Below are 20,054 nucleotides of genomic sequence, written 5' to 3'. Positions count from 1 at the left end.
ATATAAAAACATGGAGAAAAGATATTCTTCATGTTTTTATACATTGCAAATAGCAGGGAGAGATTTACTTGGATTTAGAAGTGCTCGTGAACCAGCATTTTCATGAATTAAATGAAAATGACTTGCAAATTATATCATACATTATGAAACATAAAAATAAATGCCAAACGATGCCGATTGTTGAATTGGCACAGAAAACACTTACTTCAAAATCGTCCATTGTGAGGTTAGCAAAGAAATTAGGCTTCTCAGGGTTTAGTGAATTTAAATATAGTTTGAAAAAGGATTCCGATTATACACAAAGGAATGAGGCTCAAGTGAATTTTAGTTCACTGCAAAGTGAAGATAGTAAGGCAACTGCAAAGTTATTTAATCAAACAGACGTTGTTCCTATGTTAAAGGAAATTCATTCTGCCAAACGGATTTTTTGTTATGGAACAGGTTGGGGACAAAGAGATGTTCTTTCCGATTTTAGGCGAAATATGGTGCCGTTAGAAAAGTTTTTGATTCTTCTATCCGCTCAAAAAGAGCTGCAAATGGCAGCAGCATCAACGTTTACGGAAGGAGATTTATTAATTGTTTTATCTTTAAGCGGAGATATTCAGGAAGTAAAAGATGAAATGACTCTGCTTAAACTAAAAGAAATTCCTATTTTATCTATTACTAGCCTAAGAAATAACAATTTGGCTTCTATGGCAACACATAATCTTTATTTTCAAGCTACACCAATTGTTTTAAATGGTGAAGATATCTTTTCTTTCTTCTCACTTTTTCAGGTTACGGACTCTCTGTTCAGATCGTATCTTGATTTTTATCAAAATAATGAATCAGAAAGGCAGGTTGAGTAAATGAAACCTCAGTTATCTCTATTGCAAAATAAAGTTCAGCCAGCGCTCTTTTTACGAGTGTACTTAATTTTAGCTCCGATTCTGTTCTTTGTTTATTTTGCTGTAAACGCTGGATTACGAGGCGAAAGCTTTGCTATGTATTTAACAAGTCAGCCAATCAATCCAGTTATGTTGTTAATTGCTTTGCTGTCATTTTTCTGGTCTGCGGTATTGTCTATGGCACAAAATCAACCAAGTGAAAAAATTTGGAAGCGGACGATGATTGCTTTTATGGCAAGTAATCTAATGACAGGAAATATTGTAGCCATTATTCTAGGCTATATGTCTATAAAGCAAGGGATAGTTTTAAAGGAAAACAAAGAAGTTGCAGTACCAAATTTGCCGCTATTATTAACAATAATTATTGGTGTTTTAGCAGTGATATCGCTATTCGTATGTTTTGCGTTTATAAGAATTACCTTATCCTGAAAAATAGTTGAGTAAAACCACTTTAAACAGTGGTTTTTTTATGGATCGTTTTAGTTAAATGGTATAATAAGTCATAAATGAACTCATCTGCTTCAAAAAAAGGAGGATATTCAATGATTTATACCATCACTTTAAACCCAACTATTGATCGTTTGTTGCATCTTGATGGAGAGCTGACCAAAGAAAAGAACAATCGCTTGGAGAGTATTGCTTATGATATAGGAGGTAAAGGGCATCATGGTTCCTTTGCTATGAGTAAATTAGGCGTGGAAAATCAAGCATTAGGTTTTTGTGGCACGACCAATAAAGGACAATTAGATAAAATATTGGAACAAAAAAATATCAACCACGACTTTGTAGAAATCTATGGCAAACCAACAAGAGAAAGTTATGTCATCTTAGAAAAAGGAATCAGCGGCAGTATTCTGATTACTGAAAAAGGATATGACGTTTCTAGTTATGCTAAATCTTTATTATTTGATAAAATTGAAGAAAAGGTGGGAGCGGAAGACACCGTTTTGATAGCGGGTTCTATGCCACCAGGTTTTGAAATCAAAGACTTAGAAAAACTAATGATGCTATTAAACAAAATAGGCTGTTTTATTGCTTGTGATCTTTCAGGTGAAGCTTTAAAAACAGCTGTGAAATTTGGTGTCGATTTTATTAAACCAAATCGATTTGAAATAGAAGAACTATCTAAACAAGGTCAAACGCTCCTAGAAACGGTGAAAGAATTAACAAAAACAATTGATTACGTTATTGTGTCTCAAGGCGGAGCAGGTAGTTTATGCGGGCACGAAAATGAATTTTATCAAATCAAACCTCCTGCTGTAGTCGTTAAAAATGATACAGGTGCTGGTGATTGTTTTGTCGGTTCGTTTTTAGCTTCTCTAACACAACAAAAAACTTTTGTTGACGCTCTGACGTTTGCTACAGCTTGTTCAGCCAGTAAAGTGCAATATAATGATAGTTCATCCTTTAGTGTCAAAGATGCTGAGAACTTACAAAAAAAAGTAGTTGTAGAAAAAATAGACTAATCCATAGCGTAATTTTAAGTTTACTCAACTAGAATAAACAGTTGACAAGAAAATTCGAGGTTGTTACAATGAGTCTACTTTAATCAGGTGAGCGCTCACCATTAAAGAAAACTAAAATAATAAACTAAGAAGGAGGAAGCGAATATGAAAAAGATGATCTGTCTAAACGTGTTGTGTTGTCCATGTTGTATGCACCACTCATGTTATCAGCAATCATCTTTTACTAGAGCTTCTTTCCTATTTAACTAACAAGGGTTAGCTCTATCAATAAGGACAAGACACAACTAAGGCTGTTTTTTGGCATACTTAGGGCGTTTTTTCGCTAATTGTAAAAGTGATCCAACTGTGCATGAGTGTATATCGCTCATGCACTTTTTTTGTACTCTTTATTAACCGATTGGAGGAAAATAGATCATGTCAAGAAACAGTAGAATTATGAAAAAGCCAAGCTTAATGCTGCAAGTTATTATTGGGGCTGCGGCAGGTATAATTGTAGGATATTTCAGTAAAAACGTAGGGCTTCAGTTAGAAGTACTTGGGACGATATTTATGAACTTGATTCAAATGATTATAGTACCACTAATTTTTCCAGTCATCATTTTGGCTATCGTTAATATTAGTGATTCTAAAAGTTTTGGAAAAGTGGCAGGTAAGTCTTTTGTCTATTTCTTTTCTGTAACAACAGGATTGATTGTTTTGAGTGTTTTAGTAGGGAAATGGACTGGAATTGGCAGTAACTTCCAAACAGGAAACGTTTCGACTGAGTCACTTAATGGGATAGCAAGTGGGATCGATTTTCAAAGTTTTTTCCTAAGCATAGTACCAAGTAATTTATTTCAAGCTTTTGCAGATGGCAATCTGTTGCCGATTATCTTTTTCGGTATTTTTCTAGGGCTGTCTTTAGTATCTATAGGCGAAAAAGGCAGACCCGTGATTGTGTTTTTTGAATCATGGTCGCAGGCGATGTTTAAAATGGTAGACTATGCAATTTCTTTTGCTCCAATTGGTGTATTTGGATTTCTGGCATATGATATAGCTGCTTACGGTATTGGAAATTTACTTTCTTTAGGGCAATTCGTCTTGTTTACGTACCTTGCGTTCATGGTCGTAGTCTTACTCGTTTTTCCAATAATTGCTTGGTTTTTCCATGTACCCTACTTCGCATTACTTAAAGAAATTAGCGATTTGATCGTTCTTGTTTTCACGACAGGCAGCTCAAGCGTGGTATTGCCATCTCTTATTGATCGCTTAAAGAAATTTGGCGTATCGCCGGCGGTTTCTTCTTTTGTAACCCCGCTTGGTTATTCATTTAATTTAGATGGAGCATGTGTTTATATTAGCTTAGCAACAATGTTTATTGTTAACATGTATGATGTAACACTAGGATTTGGCGAGATTGTCGCGCTTGTTTTATTTTTAACCATCATTACTAAAGGCATTGCAGCCGTTCCTTCGGGAGCAGTAGTGGTATTGTTAGCAGCAGCAACACAACTTGGCTTACCTGCTGAAGGAGTTGCACTGATGGTTTCAGTAGACTTCTTTATCAACATGGGCCGGTCAGCAGTTAACGTTGTTGGAAATGCATTAGCACCAGTTCTAATTGCTCAATCAGAAACTGCATTTGAGTATGAGAAAAATAGAAATTTCACTAAAGAAGCTTTGGAAGCTGAGAAATAACAAGTAAAACATAAAAATGAATGAGGAGAGATTAAAATGAAAAAAATATATATTATCCATGAAAATAACGATTGGACAAGACATTTGACCGCACGCTTAGATGAAATCAATACCCCTTATGAATTATGGGACTTATCTGATGGATTGATCGATATTCAAGAAGAACCACCTGAAGGGATTTTCTATAATCGAATGAGTGCTTCTTCTCATACACGTGGACATCGATACGCGCCAGAATTAACGGATAATCTATTGACTTGGCTGGAAAGTCGTAATGCTGTTGTGTTCAATGGAACAAAAGCCATTGAATTAGAAGTCAGTAAATTAAAGCAACACTTAGCTTTGCAAAAATATGGGATTCAAACACCTGAGACATACGGGGCAGTTGGAAAAGAACACATCCTTAAAGCAGCTGAAAAATTGAATAAATTTCCATTTATCATCAAGCACAATCGTGCAGGAAAAGGTTTGGGCGTTCGTTTACTGCAATCAATTGAAGAACTAAAAACTTATGTGTCTGGTTCGGAATTTGAAGATTCAATTGATGGTATCAGCTTAATTCAAGAATACATCAAGCCAGCCGACGGAACGATCGTCCGTTCAGAGTTTATTGGTGGGAAATTCTTTTATGCTGTAAAAGTCGATTCAAGTGACGGCTTTGAATTATGCCCAGCAGATAGTTGCCAAATTGGTGATGTGCCCGTAGTTAATAAATTTACAATTATTGATTCATTGCCAAGTGAACAAATTAAACAATATGAACACTTTCTTAAAGAACAAAAGATTGATGTAGCAGCTATTGAATTTATTTTTGACGCTGATGGAGTAGCACATGCATACGATGTAAATACAAACACCAATTACAATGCTGATGCTGAAAAGGTAGCAGAGAAGTTTGCTATGTTAGCATTAGCAAACTTCTTAAAATCAGAATTGGAAAAAGTAGAATAATAACCTAAAACTTAGAATGAACTAGAGACCTAAGACTTACTTAAGTCTACAGCTATGGCCTTATTTTCAATTCCAAAGAAGCAGATTGATAGGAATTTTTCGATTAAATTGTTATTATATCAGTAAGGAGATGATTATATGTTAGCTAAAGTAAAATTAGGTTTGATTAGTGGAAGTGCTCTTGCATTATTAGCAGCTTGTGGAACGGAAACTCCTAACGAAGAAGCACCTACTTCGACACCAGAGTCAGAAGCATCTAGTTCGATGGAAAGTTCTGCCACGTCAAATTCAGCAGATTCTAGTTCTACGTCATCAACAAATTTTGAAGGGAAGAGCTTTTCAGTAACCTATGAACAAGCAGTTGCTGATTTCCAAGAAGCTTATCCTGATGCAGCTATTTCTTCAGTGGATTTCGACAAAGATTTTGGCGAGTATACTTTTGAAATCAATGGTTTTGATGATACTCAGGAAATTGAATGGGAAGTTAACGCTGAAACTGGCGAAGAAACAAAAAACAATACAGAAAAGAAAGACTCAGACTTTGACGATCAAGAATTGATGACAGATGATGTAATGCCTATAGATGAATTGATTGCTAGTTCTGAAGAAGAAGCTCCTAATGCTACTATGGTTTCTTGGAACCTAGAAGTTGATGATGATATAAAAACACCTGTCTTTACAGGGGAGTTTGAAGAAGGAAACAATGAAGTAGATGTACTTTTAAATGCTGAAACTGGTGAATTCTTATCTACAGATAACGACTAAACTAGATAAACTGCCAACCTTTTCTTTTGGGTTTGGCAGTTTTTTTGTTATCCTAGATTTAATGAACCTATTTTTTAATAAATTGGTTATACATAAACGTTATTCAGGAGGAAGATAAATGAATGCACCACTTTTGACTATTAATCAATTAGGCTATGAAGCAGAAGGGAAAGTTATTTTAAAAGGCCTTGATTTTTCTGTTGAAGAAGGAGAATTTGTGACGATTACTGGCCCATCTGGAAGTGGGAAAAGTACACTTTTAAAGATTATTGCTTCCATGTTATCTCAAACTTCCGGAGAAATCCTTTATCAAAATAAACGAGTTGAAGATTATGAGCCGACTAGTTATAGAAAGGAAGTGTCCTATTGTTTTCAAACAGCCACACTGTTTGACAAAACAGTAGAAGATAATTTAGTTTTTCCTTATGAAATTAGAAATCAAACCTTTGATAAGCAAAAAGCGTTATCCGCTTTAAACGAAGTCGGTTTGGGAGAAGAGTATTTAGCTAAATCAGTGAATACTTTGTCAGGTGGAGAAAAACAAAGAGTGGCATTGATCCGCAATCTATTATTTTTACCTAAAGTAATTTTATTAGATGAAGTAACCAGCGCCTTGGATTCAGAAAACCAAGAAATTGTTCGCAAATTGATTCATACACTCAACCATGAACAAGGGGTGACCGTATTATGGGTGACACATAATCCAGTGGAAATTCAATTATCCAGTCGGATTATTCAACTTGTTAATGGTGAAATGGAGGTCTCTAAATGAATCTAGCTATTAATAACACGTCATTATTATTTGCCACAGCGTTAGTTGGAATAGCACTTATGATTGTATACAAAGAAAAGTTAGGATTGGGAAAAGATATCCTTCTGAGCGTTTTTCGAGCCGTTATCCAATTATTTGCAGTTGGTTATTTATTAGGCTACGTTTTCAAGTTAAACAATACAGTAGTAACATTAGCACTCGTGTTAGTCATTATTTTTAATGCTTCTTTTAATGCAGGAAAGAGGAGCAAAGGCTTATCACATGCATTTAAAATTTCGTTTATTGCTATTTTTACTGCAACAAGTTTAACGTTACTCGTTTTAGTCATGTCAGGTTCGGTGTTATTTATTCCTTCACAAGTGATTCCAATTTCAGGAATGATTGCTAGTAATTCTATGATTGCTATTGGCATCTGTTACCGAAATTTGAATGCAAAATTTACTGATCAACGACAACAAGTTTTAGAAAAATTAGCTTTAGGTGCAGATTTAAAGCAAGCATCTCGTTCAATTGTGCGTGATAGCATTCGTGCAGGTATGTCACCAACAATTGATTCAGCAAAAACGATTGGGATTGTCAGTCTGCCCGGCATGATGTCAGGCTTGATGTTTGCTGGAGTTGATCCAACACACGCGATCAAATATCAAATTATGGTGACTTTCATGCTATTATCTACTACAAGTATCGCATCCGTTAGTGCAAGTTATATGGCGTATAAGGAATTTTATACGGAACGAAAACAGTTGAAAATATAATGTGAACTGTCTGAATAAAAGTTTTATCTAATAAATGTATAATAATAGAGGGTTTTTAAATCCAACTTATTTTTTCATGGAAGAGTGAGGCAGTATTCTAGATTCACTTCGCCATGAAACTAACTTTAATGGAAAAGTGAGGATCATTTTTGGTGTCACTTATCCATGAGAGGCCGTTTCATGGATAAGTGCGGCACTTTTTCAACGCCACTCTTCCGTTAAGGGGCATTTCATGGAAGAGTGGCGTCTATTGGTAAGCGTAGTACTTATAAAAAGAACATTTAAAAAGCCACACCATCTATAAACATTAGATGAAGTGGCTTTTTAAATGTAGTTTACCTACAATTTTTATTTTTCTAATAAAAATTGAACGGAAATAGCTTCTGGACCTGCATGTGTCATCACACTAGGACTACCATAAGAGACCATTGGTTCAACATGAGGAAAGGTTGTTTTTAATAGCTCTAAGATAGTCGTTGAGTATTCGCTCATACCAACATGAGTAAAACCGATAGCAACAACTTTTTTAGGTGCATCATGAAGCGTGTGACAGATTTCCTTGTAACGCTTCACAATTGACTTCGTTCCCCGTCCCTTAGAATCTGAATGCAGTTTTCCATCCGTCATTTCTAGAGTTGCTTTGATATTCAATAAAGAAGTAAATTTTCCCATCGTTTTACCAATGCGGCCGCCTTTTATCATGTTCTCAAGGTTTGCAATGCTGATATAAAGGATGGTTCTAGATTTTATATCTTCTAAATGATCAAGGACCTCCTCTATTGATGAAGCTTTTTCAGCAAATTCAGCTGCAGCTAGGACTTGAAAAGCCATACCGCGTGCGCAAAATTTAGAATCGATAACAGTTACATCGCCATCAGCTAACTTTGCAGCTTGATGCGCTGATTGAACTGTTCCACTTAAGGTTTCAGTTACGTGAATAGATAAAACTTCACTTCCGTCAGCTGTTAATGTGTTGTAGGTCTCTAAAAATTTCCCAACGGGAGGCTGAGAAGATTTTGGCAATGTAGGCGACTGTTGCATTTTTTGTAAAAATTCTTCATTTGTTATTTCGATATCATCATGATAAACTACTCCATCAATTGTAGAAGATAAAGGTACGATCGTGATACCGTAACGAGCAGTTTCTTCGTCGGTTAATTCAACGGTTGAATCGGTTACAATTTTTAATTTCATTAATAAGCTCCTTAAATAAGTTATTGCTTTAGTATATAGGAAAATACTTAAAAAAAGTATAAATTCTCGTTATACAGTAATTTTATGCAAAATTAAATAAGCAAAAACAACCCTGTTCTTTCTAGAACAAGAGTTGTTTTCGCTGGATTTCATTTAGTTAGACTTATTTTGTAGAATCAATAGATGCATATTTAAAACTTCGACTACCAAATACTGGACGATAAATATCTTTTACATAAGGCTTCTCAAGATAAGCTTCAGCTGTTTGATAAACCGGAACATGAACATAATGTTCGCCTAAAGCAACTTTTTCAATTTCGATTAGAGTGTTCCATCTTTCTAAGGCATCATCGTATTGTTGATTGCTTTGATCGATGAGCGCATCAATGTTTTCAAATGAATAGTTTCCGCGATTAATATCTGTATCAAAACGTTCAACAAAATTAATAGGGTCTGCAAAATCAGCTAACCAGTAAGAGGTTGCTATTTCGTAATTGCCAGACTTAATATTGTCTAATCTAGAGTTATCTGGCATTTGACGGATATCAATCGTTAAACCAGGTAAATTGTTTTGTAACTCGCTTTGAAGGAATTCAGCTAATTTTTTACTGTCTTCAGAATCAGAAGTCGTTAATTCTAATGAAATACTCTCTGTACCCAATTCATCTAAACCAGCTTGCCATGCTTCTTGAGCCGTTTCTACATTGTATTCCACGACATCTCCAGCATCTTCTCGAAAATCAACGCCTGTTTCAGGATTTTTTGCTAAGCCATTCGGAACATGTCCAAATGTTGGCTGAGAACCATCTAAGAGAACATTATCAGTAAAACCTTGACGATTGATGGCATAAGTTAGCGCCTTACGGATATTTTCATTCGCTAATTCTGGAACGGCATGATTCACTTCAATATAGTTAATCCATGCTTTGCCATTCGTTTTAAAATCAGGATTTTCTGTATACTGAGCGACGAAATCGCCAGATAAATTAATAGAATCTAATTCGCCAGATTCAAATAAGTTAAGTCCTGTACCAACTTCTTTAACGACTTGAGTATTGATTTCATCTAATATAACAGTATCTTTGTCCCAATAGTCATCGTTTTTTACATACTTCCAAGAATCTCCAGAAGCAGCATCCCAATTCACTAGTGTGAAAGGACCATTATAAATAGCATTTTCTGCAGTCAGACCATAGTTCTCGCCTTGCTCCATTACAAAAGCTTCATTTTGTGGAAAATAAGAGGGGATGGTCAAGACATCTAGAAAGTAAGGAACAGGTTTTTCTAATGTTACTTTTAACGTTTTATCATCAACAGCCTCTACTCCTAGTTCATCGACAGGTGTTTCACCGTTTAGGATTGCTTCAGCATTGTTAATGATTCCCGAAAATAAGTAAGCATATCCAGAACCATTTTCAGGATTTACCATTCTTTTCCATGCAAAAACAAAGTCATCAGCTGTTACAGGAGTTCCATTTGACCAATTAGCATCTTCGCGAAGAGTGAAAGTGTAGGTTAAGCCATCTTCAGATACTTCAGGCATAGCTGCTGCATTTCCAGGTACTAAATTTCCCTCTAGATCGTAAGTAATCAATCCTTCAAAGACATTGTTCATAGGTGTGAAATTGGTAGTGGATATCGTGGTATCCATCGTATCCATTTCTGATTCGGCAGCTAAATTTAATATTTGCTGTTCTTCACCAGTATTTTCAGTATTTTCTTGTCCTGTATTTCCACATGCACTTAACACTGCCAGGGAAGCAAGTGTTAAGAAACTAAATTGTTTAACTGTTCTTTTCATATGTCACACTCTTTTCTTTAAAAGCATAGAATTTTTTTCTATACCAATTTGATTTTTTCTTTTATTATATCATGTAAAGTCTTTTTTTGAGTAACGATTGCAACTAACTAACGAACCAATCGGTAAACCAGATTAAAAAATCAAAAAGCATTATCTTTGGAAGCGTTTGTTTTATTTGATATGATATAAGAAATAGAAAGCAAAAATGGAAGGTGTGAAAGTAGATGAAAAAAATTCAAGCAGCTTATTCTACAATTGAAGAAACAACAGCAAAAGTTGAACAATTGCTACAAGAAGGTTACAGGTCAGATAATATTACTGTAGTGGCAAAAAAAGAAAAAATCGAAGCGATTAAAAGTCTAACCATAGCAGAGGTTGAAACGGTTGATACTACAGAGGAATCATCTTCTGTATGGGAAAAAGTAAAACACGGTTTTTCAAATGAAGAAGATAGTCCACTTAAAAAGTATCACTTTAGTAAAAAACAAACAGAAGAATACACAAAGGCCATAAAAGATGGGGAATATGTAGTGATTATTGATGATGATACAGATCACGAGGATGAGGATAGAAAACAGCAGGTTATTCCTATTGCACCGGCTGGAAGCAATACGAATTCAGGATACGGATCAATTCCTATCATTCCGGGTGTCGGGGTGAACCCTAGAACAACAAAAGAGGACCCAGAGAAGGATAATTTTAATGATTCCACTCTACCACCAGGATAATCAGTAGTCATCACTAGATAGTCAATTCTTTAATACCTAATGGAGTTACACAAATCGTATAGCTCTTTTGGCACTTTATAAAAGGGAGGAAATCAAATGATTTTTGTGATTGATATGCAAAATGATTTTGTAGATGAAGATAAAGGAATCCTTTCAGTTACAAATGCTAAAGAATTAGTACCAAAAATAATTAAAGAAATACAAGAACAAGAAAAAAAGGGGGAACCCGTCTATTATACGTTAAATCAGCATGAATTAGAGGACGATGATCGATCAGATGAAGAAAAGCAATGGGGATTGAAATTAGTTAATTCATTAAAAGAGGCCTTGAAAAACCATAAAGCCATTAAGAAAAAATTCCATTCTATTTCTCCTGAGGATGCAGCAGAATTAAGAAACCAATATGAAGATGATCCGGATAGAGTCATTAAATTTGTTGGGGTAGAAACGAATGTGTGTGTCTTATCAAATGCAATTATGCTGCACAATTCTTTTCCGCTTGCAACTATAACAGTGCTTAAAGACTTATGTGCAGGTTCCACTGAGAAATTGCATAACGAAGCCTTAGACGTTTTGGAAAGTTTGAAAATCAACATCCTATAAGTTAAAAGAGTATTCTGTACAACTGATACCCCTTTTAAGAAAGTATGTGTAAAATAGTTCTCGAGAAGATATTGTTTTTTTACTAGCAAAAAATAAGAAGGCGTTCTATCATAAATGTATGCTTGCACGGCAAATACATAAATGGAAGAGGCCTTCTTATGGATAGAATTATATCAAAAGTATACGAAATAATAAAGGAATCAAGCGATTTAATCGCTACAGAAGAATCCATTCAGCTTTACATGTACGAAGTATTCACGGAATTAGTCGGAGAGATGTTCACACATCTAAACCAAACGATTAAAGAACAAAAGCAACAGGAAGGATGGAAAGTAAAGCGAGAAGATTGGAAAACAGTCCAGTTTATTTTTGGACCTGTCCGTTACCGTCGTACCTTAATGGCAGATCAAGAGAGTCAAAATCATTATCCACGAGATGAGTGGTTGGGGATTCGAAAACACCAACGTCACAGTCCACTCGTAGAAGTTAAAATAGCCGAGTTAGCTAGTAAGTGTACCTACCGGGACACCGCTGAAATACTGAAAGAATGGACAGCAGTAACGGTAAGCCATCAAACAGTAGGCAGCCTCCTTAAACGAGTGGGAGAAGCACAAGCGCGTGAAGACGAAGACATGGTGATCGAGTTAGAAGAGTCAGCAGCGTTACCAGAAGGAAAAAAAGTCGATTATTTCTATGCCGAAGCAGATGGCGTATTTGTTCGTGGGACAACAAGGAAAAAAAGTTTAGAGGTTCGTCATGCGATTGTTTATGAAGGCTGGCATAAAAATGGAAAGAGAGTCTCCTTGAAGGAGCCTAAAGCCATTATGACGACTAAAAAGACAGCTGGTTTTTGGGCAGAAGTCCAAGCTTTTACAGCGACTCGTTACGCGTTACAACACGCTCAAATTATGACCAATAGAGATGGTGGACCAGGCTATACCGCAGACAAATTTCAAGAAGCTTTTTCGCAATCGAACTATCCCGTGTTGAATCAATTAGACGCATATCACATCTCTCAAGGCTTGAATCGTGCTTTTGGTGTACAAAGTACTCTCTTTAAACAGAAGATCCATCAAGCTCTTAAAACACATAATTTAGAGACTTTAACGATTTGGTTGGACACTTATGAAAGTACCTTAGAAGACACCCAAGCAGTAGAAAAGCTGATTAATTTCCGGACGTATATCTTAAGAAATTGGGATCGGATTTTTGATTGGCGTAAAAAAATAGAACACGTACCAGAGGATGCTAGAGGTTTAGGCGCGATTGAGTCGAATCAACGCCATATTTCGTATCGCATGAAAAAACGTGGGATGCATTGGAGCGAATCCGGTTGTGAAGCCATGGTAAAAGTGAAACAAGGGATCCTAAATCAAACGTTACGTGAGGCTTACCTTCACCAGCAAACTAGAAGCACGAGACAACAACGTAAGGTGAAACAAACCGTTCGTGTCTCCTCTTTACTGCATCAGAAAACACGTCAGTCCGTTGGTGCAAAGAGAGGAACGATTCCGTTGTATACCTCTCATTCTTCAGCAATGGGGCAGTTAATAAAAAGTTTTCGTTAATTCCCGTCTGTTTGGGGAAGGTTCCATGTTTTTCGGAACGTTCTCCAAACAGATGGGTCAGCAAGCGGCAAAGCCGTGCGGTAGCAGATGGGTGTACAACAGTAGAACGCCAAAATAGCTTAGTGATAGGACGACCGAGAAAAACTTGACACAAACAGTATTGACAGGGATATATGACGTTAGCTTTATGGATTCTACTATTGTTGGGGTCATTATTGTCGTGCTTATTTATGTGCTAGGAGACTTGATGATTTTAAGAAAAATTGGGAACGTTGCAGCTACAATTGCAGACTCTGGAGCAGCAGCAGTCATTTTATGGATTTATCTGGCTTCTATGGACTACACAACAGACTTATGGATGAAAGTACTGATTCCTGCTATTTTAATTGGCGGAGCAGAATGGTTCTTCCATAAATGGTTATTAAAACAAGATATTGTACCAGATGAAAGAAAAATGAAATAAGTTCAATGATTATATTGGAAGGTTTAGGATGAAAGATATCCTAAACCTTTTTTATTAGGAAGACATACAAAGTAGAAGGATAGTTTGACTTGACAATCTTATTTGAATAACCCATGCTAAAAATAAAAAGAATGTGTAGTGTGAAAGGGAAAACAATGAATTTATTCGTTCGATTGATATTAAAGGTAGTATCTTCACCAAAAATAAATATGCAAGAAGACTATGTCTGGGTAAGAAAAGCACAACAACTCTTTTCAAGAAAGCCTAAAAAAAGCTATCGGATAATGGATAGGAAAATTTATTCAGAAGATCAATCACATGATATTCCGGTTCGAATATTTTACCCTAAAGAACCATTAAATGAAGATGTCTTAATTTTTTTTCATGGAGGAGGTTGGGTAATAGGCGATATTGATACCTACACGAGTGCTTGTATCAATATGGCTGATCTAACAGGAAGAGTCGTGTATTCAGTTGATTATCGTCTAGCGCCCGAATTTCCGTACCCATCAGGTTTGGAAGATTGTTACCAAGTTGCAGAAACCTTAATGTCACAACTAGAATTAAGCGGTTTATTAGATGCGTCACAAATCACGTTGATTGGAGATTCAGCCGGCGGAAATTTAGTTGCAGCAGTTTCTTTATTATTAAGAGATAGAGGAAAACAAATTCCCAATAAACAGATATTACTGTATCCTGTAACTTATTGGAACCATACCAAAAGTTCGCCATTTAAGTCGATTCGTACGAATGGTTATGAATACGGATTAACCGCAAAAAAAATTCAAGAATATATGGAAATGTATGAGCCTAATAGCGTTAATCGTAAAAATCCTTATATTTCACCTTTAATGGCAACGGACTTAACCCATCAACCTAAAACATTGATTATAACGGCTGAATTCGATCCTTTGCGTGACGAAGGAGAAATGTATGGTATAGCTTTAAAGGAAGCTGGAAATGACGTGGTCATTCAACGTATTGGAGGAGCTGTGCATGGATTTATTACCTATCCTAAAATTGCAGCTCCAGTGACAGCTACTTATCAAGCAATAAATGAATTTTTGAATTGATTCAAGGGAAGCTTTATCCAAGTGAAAGGAGGAGAACAATGAAAAGATCCAAAAGAAAAACATGGGTCCGCTTAGATAATGCGTCCAATATTTTTCTTGCAGCAATGACTGATTTTGATACAAAAGTTTTTCGTTTAAGTGCAGCTATGGAAGACTCAATAGACCCAGAATTTTTGCAGCAAGCTCTAGATAAAACATTTGAGTCTTATCTACTGTACCATAGTGTGCTGCGCAGAGGAGTATTTTGGTATTACTTAGAAGAAAGTGATCTTAAACCACGAGTCATGTTGGATGAACAACCACCTTGTTCTCAATTGTATCATTATGATCGCAAAGAATTGTTATTTCGAGTAATCTATTATCAAAATCGAATACATTTGGAAGTTTTCCATGCTTTATCAGATGGAACAGGAGCATTGTGGTTTTTTGAAGATTTACTAAGCGAATATGTTCTCCTTCGGTATGCTCATCCATCTACTGAATTAAAGGAAGAAAATTCTCGTTCCAGACATCTTATTGAACAGATGAATACAGATAGCTTTATTCATTATTTTCGTCAGAAAGGGCAACGTAGTTATACAGAAGCGACTCAATCTGCTATTCGGAAATTAACAGGAGCTAGCAAGACAGTTGGAAAATTTGCATTGCGTTATGGAAAAAAAGCTATCCAATATGAAACAGCACCTGAACAAAAAGATGCGAAGAAAAAAAAAGTTTATCATGTGAAAGGTAAGCGTACTATTGATAACCGAACGCATGTAATTGAACTGGAAATGCCAGTTCAACCTGTTGTGGCCTTAGCACATGAACAACAAGCTTCTCTTACGATTTATCTAACGGCATTATTTATGGAAGCCATTCGAAAAACAGATTCAACTGTACAAAATGGAATGACGATAGCCGTATCCGTTCCAGTTAATTTAAGGCAATTTTATTATTCCAATTCAGCCCGAAACTTTTTCAGTACTACACGCTTGGAATACACCTATGATTCTGCAGAGGAAACAACGTTAGCTAACATTTGTAAAACACTCAAAGAACAACTTCAACAACAACTTAGTCCAGACAGTTTAGAAAAACGATTGAACAACTTAATAGCCTATGAATTTAACCCCTTTACGAGAGTCATCATTCGTCCTATCAAGGATGTCGTTTTAAAAGCAATCAATTATTTTAACAATCGAGGATTGACATTTGCTATGTCTAACTTAGGTAAGGTGCATTTGCCTCCAGGTATTGATGAAAAGGTTCATCAATTTTATTTCCAGACATCTGCAGTCAGACCGCAGTTTTGTGTCATTAGTCACCACAATCATTTATCGATCTGCTTAAATTCGCCATTTATTGAAACCACCATATCCAAACAATTTGTTAGAGATCTAACGGCTCTTGGAATACCCGTTACCATATCAGCCAACAAGATAAGTGAGATTAATAGTGAGGAGTGAAAAATATGAGTTATTGCCAACACTGTCAGGTAACAGTTACCGGCGATTGGTCAACTTGTCCACTTTGTCATCAATCGTTAGAAAAAAGTTCTGGCACACCAATACCGAATCCGTATCCAGATATTCCTTTACGTTTTAATAAGGAACAAGTTATTCGAATATTGATGATTATTTCTCTTGTGACTATCAGTATTTCATTGGTTATTGAATTGTTCTGGCTCCATTCACCCAAAGGTCTTAATATCATTTCTTTTGGTATTGTGAGCATGTGGTTAGTTCTATTGATCATTATTCGGAAGCGACGAAATATTGCTAAAAGCATTCTTTATTTGATTATTTCATTATCCTTATTAAGCATCTACTGGGACTATGTAGGGGGTTGGTCAGCTTGGTCAACAACTCATGCAGTTCCTATGATTTGTATATTTTCTCTCGTTGCTATGTATATTGCAGTTCGATTAGTGAAAATAGAAGTTGGAGATTATATTATATATCTGCTATGTGCTGCCTTAATAGGCTTTATACCAGCCGTATTTCTTTTCTTTGACTGGGTAACCACTCCTTTGCCTTCATGGCTGTCTATTAGTTTTAGTACAGTAATGCTGGTCATAACGATTATTTTTTATCGAGTAGAGGTTTTGAAAGAATTGGAAAAAAGAATGATGATTTAAACATTAGGTCCTGAGAGTAGAGAATAAACAGTTCTTAAACCAGCACCATCTAGCTTGCACAACACCATCGATTTAGATAAGTAAGTGGCACAAACAAAAAAACAGATTCTTCCAACAGGATGTTTAAAAGCCCTGTTGAAGAGTCTGTTTTTTTCGGAAAAATTAGCATACTGACGAGTAAGATACAATATCAATGCATTACTTTTTTTAGTATATGTTTAAGATAATCATGTACAAGAATAAGTATGAATTCTTTTCTTGCTAAGTATAAATTTATTTTAAGATATATGAGAAAGTTGTTTTTGCATTTCTAATAAATCGATGCGACGAACTTCTCTTGGTAAAAAACGGCGGATATCATCATCGTTGAAACCAATTTGCAATCTTTTTTCATCAATCAAAATAGGTCGGCGAATCAGACTTGGCTCTTCTTGAATTAATTCCAAAACTTCAGATAAAGAAAATTCATCTATCGGCACATTTAGATTTTGGAAGGCTTGCGAACGGTATGAGATAATATCTTCTGTTCCATTTTCTGTCAGACGTAGAATTGCTTTCAGTTCTGAAATAGTTAAACTCTCGTTGAAAATATTTTTTTCAATAAAAGGCAAGTTATTTTCTTCTAACCATGATTTTGCTTTACGACATGAAGCTGAACTAGGTGTTGTATATAACGTAATCATTTTTTCACTCTCCTATTTATAATTAAACTAATTTGTAAGTGCTTGATGAAACTGAAATTCGTTTACAACTAGTATATTACTATGGATGTGTACAAAATGCAACATTATTTGTCACATAAAGTTCACAACTTTGTGACAAAGTGACGTAATTTTTGTAAAAGGCTGTAATGATTTTGTAAAGAAAGGTTTTAAGGCGAGAAATTTTGATTAAAAAGTATCGTATGTTAATCTGATAGAAAGAGTACAACCAACTAAAGGGGGTCATTGAAATGAAAGTCGCTGTTATTGGAGCAACAGGAAGAGCAGGCAGCTTAATTGCTAAAGAAGCAAAAGATAGAGGCCATAGAGTAACGGCTATCGTAAGAAATGCGGGGAAAATGGCCGATAAAGAGATAAAGGCAGTAGAAAAAGCCTTTTTTACACTAACCTCAGAAGATATAAAAAAATATGATGTGGTTGTAAATGCTTTCGGTACAGGAATGGAACAAGAAGAAGCTGTTAAACATGTACAATTTGGTAAAATTTTAATTGAAGCTTTAAAAGATGCACCTGATACCAGATTGATTGTTGTTGGTGGAGCCGGCAGTTTGTATCTAAATGAAGATAAGACACTACGGGTAATGGATACGCCAGATTTGCCGACGTTTTTTCAGCCTACAGCGATTAATCAAGCAAAAAACTTGGAGGACCTTGAACAAACGGATGATATAAATTGGACTTTTGTTAGCCCGGCGCTAGATTTTGATGCGGCAGGAAAACGAACGGGTACTTATCAAACGGGCACAGATCAAGTAATCGTTAATTCAAAAAATCAAAGTTATATTAGTTATGCTGATTTTGCTATTGCTATCGTAGATGAAATCGAACAAGCAACACACATTAATGAACGCTTTACGGTCGTATCTGAATCTGAATAATAGGGCTCTCCACAAGCAAACCTGTTTATTCCAGAAGAAATTTTATTTTCTTCTATCAAATCTATTTGATGAAGAGTCAATAATAGGCAAATAAAAGGAACCTAATGGGCGGTCAAGCTCAAAAGATTCCTTTTATGTGTTAAGGTCGTTATCGGCTAGTCATTTTCGAGTAACTCAATACTTTCATCAAGTTTTTGACGGTCTTCTCCAGAGAATTCTGGGAATTGTGGGTTAAGTTTTTCGAGTACATTTATCATGACTTCACTAATAATGTAGCGTGCGTACCAATCGTCATCAGCTGGTAGGATATACCATGGTGCATAATCTGTGGAAGTGTTATTCAACATATCTTCGAATACTTCTTGATAAGTATCCCAATGTTTTCTTTCTTCGATGTCACTAAATGAAAATTCCCAGTTTTTTTTAGGATTTTTCATTCTTTCTAGTAGGCGATCCTTTTGCACATCTTTTGAAACATTGAAGAAGAATTTAATGACTGGAAACCCATTTTCTGTCATATACCGTTCAAAGTCGTTTAATTGACGGAAGCGGACTTTCCAAATGTCTTCATCGATTAAGTGATCAGGAAGAGGGTCATTATCCAATACATCGTGAATCCGCGGTGCTATAACTTCTTCATAATAAGAGCGATTTAGAATACTGATTTCTCCCCTTGAAGGTTTTCCTTCATGAATTCTCCAAAGGTAATCATGCTTGACTTCAGTTTCAGATGGTTTTTTTACTGAAGTAGTCTTCAATCCTTGAGCTGTTAAATTAGAAAAAATAAAACTGATTGCTTCATCTTTACCGCCAGCATCAATTGCTTGCAGAACAACCATAATGCCTTTTTCTTCTTCTGCATGAAGTTTTAAATGTAAGTCTTGTAACTTGTTTATACTTTCTGGGATCCACTTGTCTTGTAATTCATCTTCACTGAGTTGTTTATTGTCGGTTGTAGGATAGTCAGCTAATTTGATTGGTGTTTGTTTTGGGGTGATGCGGTATTTTGAACTATCCATCCTAAGTTCCTCCTATTGTAGTAAGTGCTTTACTAGGTTACTGTCTTTCTGATTCCAGTATGTCATATTTAGTAAAGAGAGTAAAAGAATAGGATCAGATGTAAATGAAATCGTATTCTTTGAAGAAGAACATCTGATATGGCATAATTAAACCATAAATGGAGGGATGCACTTATGGCTGATGAGCGTGATAAAGCTTTAAAAATTATTGAAAAGAATAAGATTGGAACAATGTCTACTGTCTCAGAGAATAAACCAGTATCTCGTTACATGACCTTTTTTAATGAAGGATTCATTCTTTACACTTTGACCGACAAACGGACAGATAAAGTAGAAGATTTAGAAGAAAATCCTTATACGTTTATTTTACTCGGATACGATACAGGTTTATTGAACAATAAATATGTTGAAATAGCAGGTCAGGTTTCCATTACTGAAGACCAATCTTTAATTGAACACCTATGGAGCCCGTATATGAATGCAATTTTTGACGGGAAAGATGATCCAAATATTACAGTTTTAAAAATTCAACCAGATACAGTTACTCTGAGAGGAACAAAAGATTCTGAAATTATTTCAGTCGATTTAAATTAAAAATTAAAAAAATGAGACC

The 20,054-nt window shown here is 35.6% G+C and carries 21 protein-coding genes; 17 read left to right on the top strand and 4 right to left on the bottom strand.

The window, feature by feature from the left end; translation table 11 throughout:
- Positions 1–68 precede the first annotated feature (68 nt).
- The 8 genes from BLT48_RS06945 (at position 69) to BLT48_RS06910 (ending at position 7,273) form a co-directional block, all read left to right on the top strand.
- On the top strand, positions 69–848 hold the full coding sequence (locus BLT48_RS06945; protein ID WP_035020381.1) for a MurR/RpiR family transcriptional regulator: 780 nt from the start codon (positions 69–71) through the stop codon (positions 846–848).
- Positions 849–1,316, top strand: coding sequence for a hypothetical protein (locus tag BLT48_RS06940; protein WP_089976538.1), 468 nt, complete (start codon positions 849–851; stop codon positions 1,314–1,316).
- A gap of 113 nt (positions 1,317–1,429) precedes the next feature.
- Positions 1,430–2,353, top strand: coding sequence for a 1-phosphofructokinase family hexose kinase (locus BLT48_RS06935; protein ID WP_035020379.1), 924 nt, complete (start codon positions 1,430–1,432; stop codon positions 2,351–2,353).
- A 414-nt stretch (positions 2,354–2,767) separates the two neighbouring features.
- The gene (locus BLT48_RS06930; protein ID WP_089976534.1) at positions 2,768–4,030 is read left to right on the top strand and encodes a dicarboxylate/amino acid:cation symporter; all 1,263 of its coding nucleotides are present in this window, start codon (positions 2,768–2,770) and stop codon (positions 4,028–4,030) included.
- A 30-nt stretch (positions 4,031–4,060) separates the two neighbouring features.
- Complete coding sequence (locus BLT48_RS06925; RefSeq protein WP_218123378.1) at positions 4,061–4,981, top strand: ATP-grasp domain-containing protein; 921 nt, start codon at positions 4,061–4,063, stop codon at positions 4,979–4,981.
- A 138-nt stretch (positions 4,982–5,119) separates the two neighbouring features.
- Positions 5,120–5,746, top strand: a complete 627-nt coding sequence (locus tag BLT48_RS06920) for a PepSY domain-containing protein (RefSeq protein ID WP_089976526.1) — start codon at positions 5,120–5,122, stop codon at positions 5,744–5,746.
- 118 nt (positions 5,747–5,864) lie between these two features.
- Entirely contained in the window at positions 5,865–6,518 is a 654-nt protein-coding gene (locus BLT48_RS06915) for an ABC transporter ATP-binding protein (protein WP_035020375.1), read from the top strand.
- Positions 6,515–7,273 (top strand): ABC transporter permease, encoded by a 759-nt coding sequence (locus BLT48_RS06910; RefSeq protein WP_035020374.1) that lies wholly within the window; start codon positions 6,515–6,517, stop codon positions 7,271–7,273. The genes BLT48_RS06915 and BLT48_RS06910 overlap by 4 nt, the downstream gene beginning before the upstream one ends.
- A 348-nt stretch (positions 7,274–7,621) precedes the next feature.
- Here the strand turns inward: BLT48_RS06910 and BLT48_RS06905 are convergent, their stop codons facing one another.
- Complete coding sequence (locus tag BLT48_RS06905) at positions 7,622–8,467, bottom strand: DegV family protein (RefSeq protein ID WP_089976523.1); 846 nt, start codon at positions 8,465–8,467, stop codon at positions 7,622–7,624.
- A gap of 163 nt (positions 8,468–8,630) precedes the next feature.
- Positions 8,631–10,268 carry a peptide ABC transporter substrate-binding protein gene (locus BLT48_RS06900; protein ID WP_035020369.1) on the bottom strand — a complete coding sequence of 546 codons (1,638 nt, stop codon included), beginning with the start codon at positions 10,266–10,268 and terminating at the stop codon, positions 8,631–8,633.
- Positions 10,269–10,492: 224 nt separating this feature from the next.
- Here BLT48_RS06900 and BLT48_RS06895 point away from each other — a divergent pair, with 224 nt between their 5' ends.
- The 7 genes from BLT48_RS06895 to BLT48_RS06865 all read left to right on the top strand — a co-directional run bounded on the left by BLT48_RS06895 (position 10,493) and on the right by BLT48_RS06865 (position 16,822).
- Positions 10,493–10,996 carry a YflT domain-containing protein gene (locus BLT48_RS06895; protein WP_035020367.1) on the top strand — a complete coding sequence of 168 codons (504 nt, stop codon included), beginning with the start codon at positions 10,493–10,495 and terminating at the stop codon, positions 10,994–10,996.
- 96 nt (positions 10,997–11,092) lie between these two features.
- Positions 11,093–11,599 carry a cysteine hydrolase family protein gene (locus BLT48_RS06890; RefSeq protein WP_089976519.1) on the top strand — a complete coding sequence of 169 codons (507 nt, stop codon included), beginning with the start codon at positions 11,093–11,095 and terminating at the stop codon, positions 11,597–11,599.
- A 158-nt stretch (positions 11,600–11,757) separates the two neighbouring features.
- On the top strand, positions 11,758–13,167 hold the full coding sequence (locus BLT48_RS06885; protein ID WP_089976515.1) for an ISLre2 family transposase: 1,410 nt from the start codon (positions 11,758–11,760) through the stop codon (positions 13,165–13,167).
- A gap of 145 nt (positions 13,168–13,312) precedes the next feature.
- Positions 13,313–13,630, top strand: a complete 318-nt coding sequence (locus BLT48_RS06880; protein ID WP_226776569.1) for a DUF2512 family protein — start codon at positions 13,313–13,315, stop codon at positions 13,628–13,630.
- A gap of 113 nt (positions 13,631–13,743) precedes the next feature.
- Positions 13,744–14,703: an alpha/beta hydrolase gene (locus BLT48_RS06875; RefSeq protein WP_244885811.1), complete on the top strand. Its 960-nt coding sequence runs from the start codon at positions 13,744–13,746 to the stop codon at positions 14,701–14,703.
- Between the two features lie 38 nt (positions 14,704–14,741).
- Entirely contained in the window at positions 14,742–16,151 is a 1,410-nt protein-coding gene (locus BLT48_RS06870; RefSeq protein WP_035020362.1) for an alcohol acetyltransferase, read from the top strand.
- Between the two features lie 5 nt (positions 16,152–16,156).
- On the top strand, positions 16,157–16,822 hold the full coding sequence (locus BLT48_RS06865) for a DUF6320 domain-containing protein (protein ID WP_089976512.1): 666 nt from the start codon (positions 16,157–16,159) through the stop codon (positions 16,820–16,822).
- 278 nt (positions 16,823–17,100) lie between these two features.
- On the opposite strand, the gene spxA is transcribed toward BLT48_RS06865, so the two are convergent.
- Entirely contained in the window at positions 17,101–17,505 is a 405-nt protein-coding gene (spxA, locus tag BLT48_RS06860) for a transcriptional regulator SpxA (protein WP_013711643.1), read from the bottom strand.
- A 269-nt stretch (positions 17,506–17,774) separates the two neighbouring features.
- Here spxA and BLT48_RS06855 point away from each other — a divergent pair, with 269 nt between their 5' ends.
- Complete coding sequence (locus tag BLT48_RS06855) at positions 17,775–18,422, top strand: NAD(P)-dependent oxidoreductase (protein ID WP_089976508.1); 648 nt, start codon at positions 17,775–17,777, stop codon at positions 18,420–18,422.
- Positions 18,423–18,577: 155 nt separating this feature from the next.
- On the opposite strand, the gene BLT48_RS06850 is transcribed toward BLT48_RS06855, so the two are convergent.
- A complete protein-coding gene (locus tag BLT48_RS06850; RefSeq protein ID WP_089976504.1) occupies positions 18,578–19,441 on the bottom strand; it encodes a PPK2 family polyphosphate kinase in 864 nt (287 codons plus the stop codon).
- A gap of 174 nt (positions 19,442–19,615) precedes the next feature.
- Between BLT48_RS06850 and BLT48_RS06845 the strand changes: the two genes are divergently transcribed.
- Positions 19,616–20,035, top strand: a complete 420-nt coding sequence (locus BLT48_RS06845; protein WP_089976502.1) for a pyridoxamine 5'-phosphate oxidase family protein — start codon at positions 19,616–19,618, stop codon at positions 20,033–20,035.
- The last annotated feature ends 19 nt before the right edge of the window (positions 20,036–20,054 follow it).

This window comes from Carnobacterium viridans, from assembly GCF_900102725.1.
GTDB classification, from domain to species: Bacteria; Bacillota; Bacilli; order Lactobacillales; family Carnobacteriaceae; genus Carnobacterium_B; species Carnobacterium_B viridans.
This window is presented reverse-complemented; position numbering and strand designations above follow the sequence as displayed.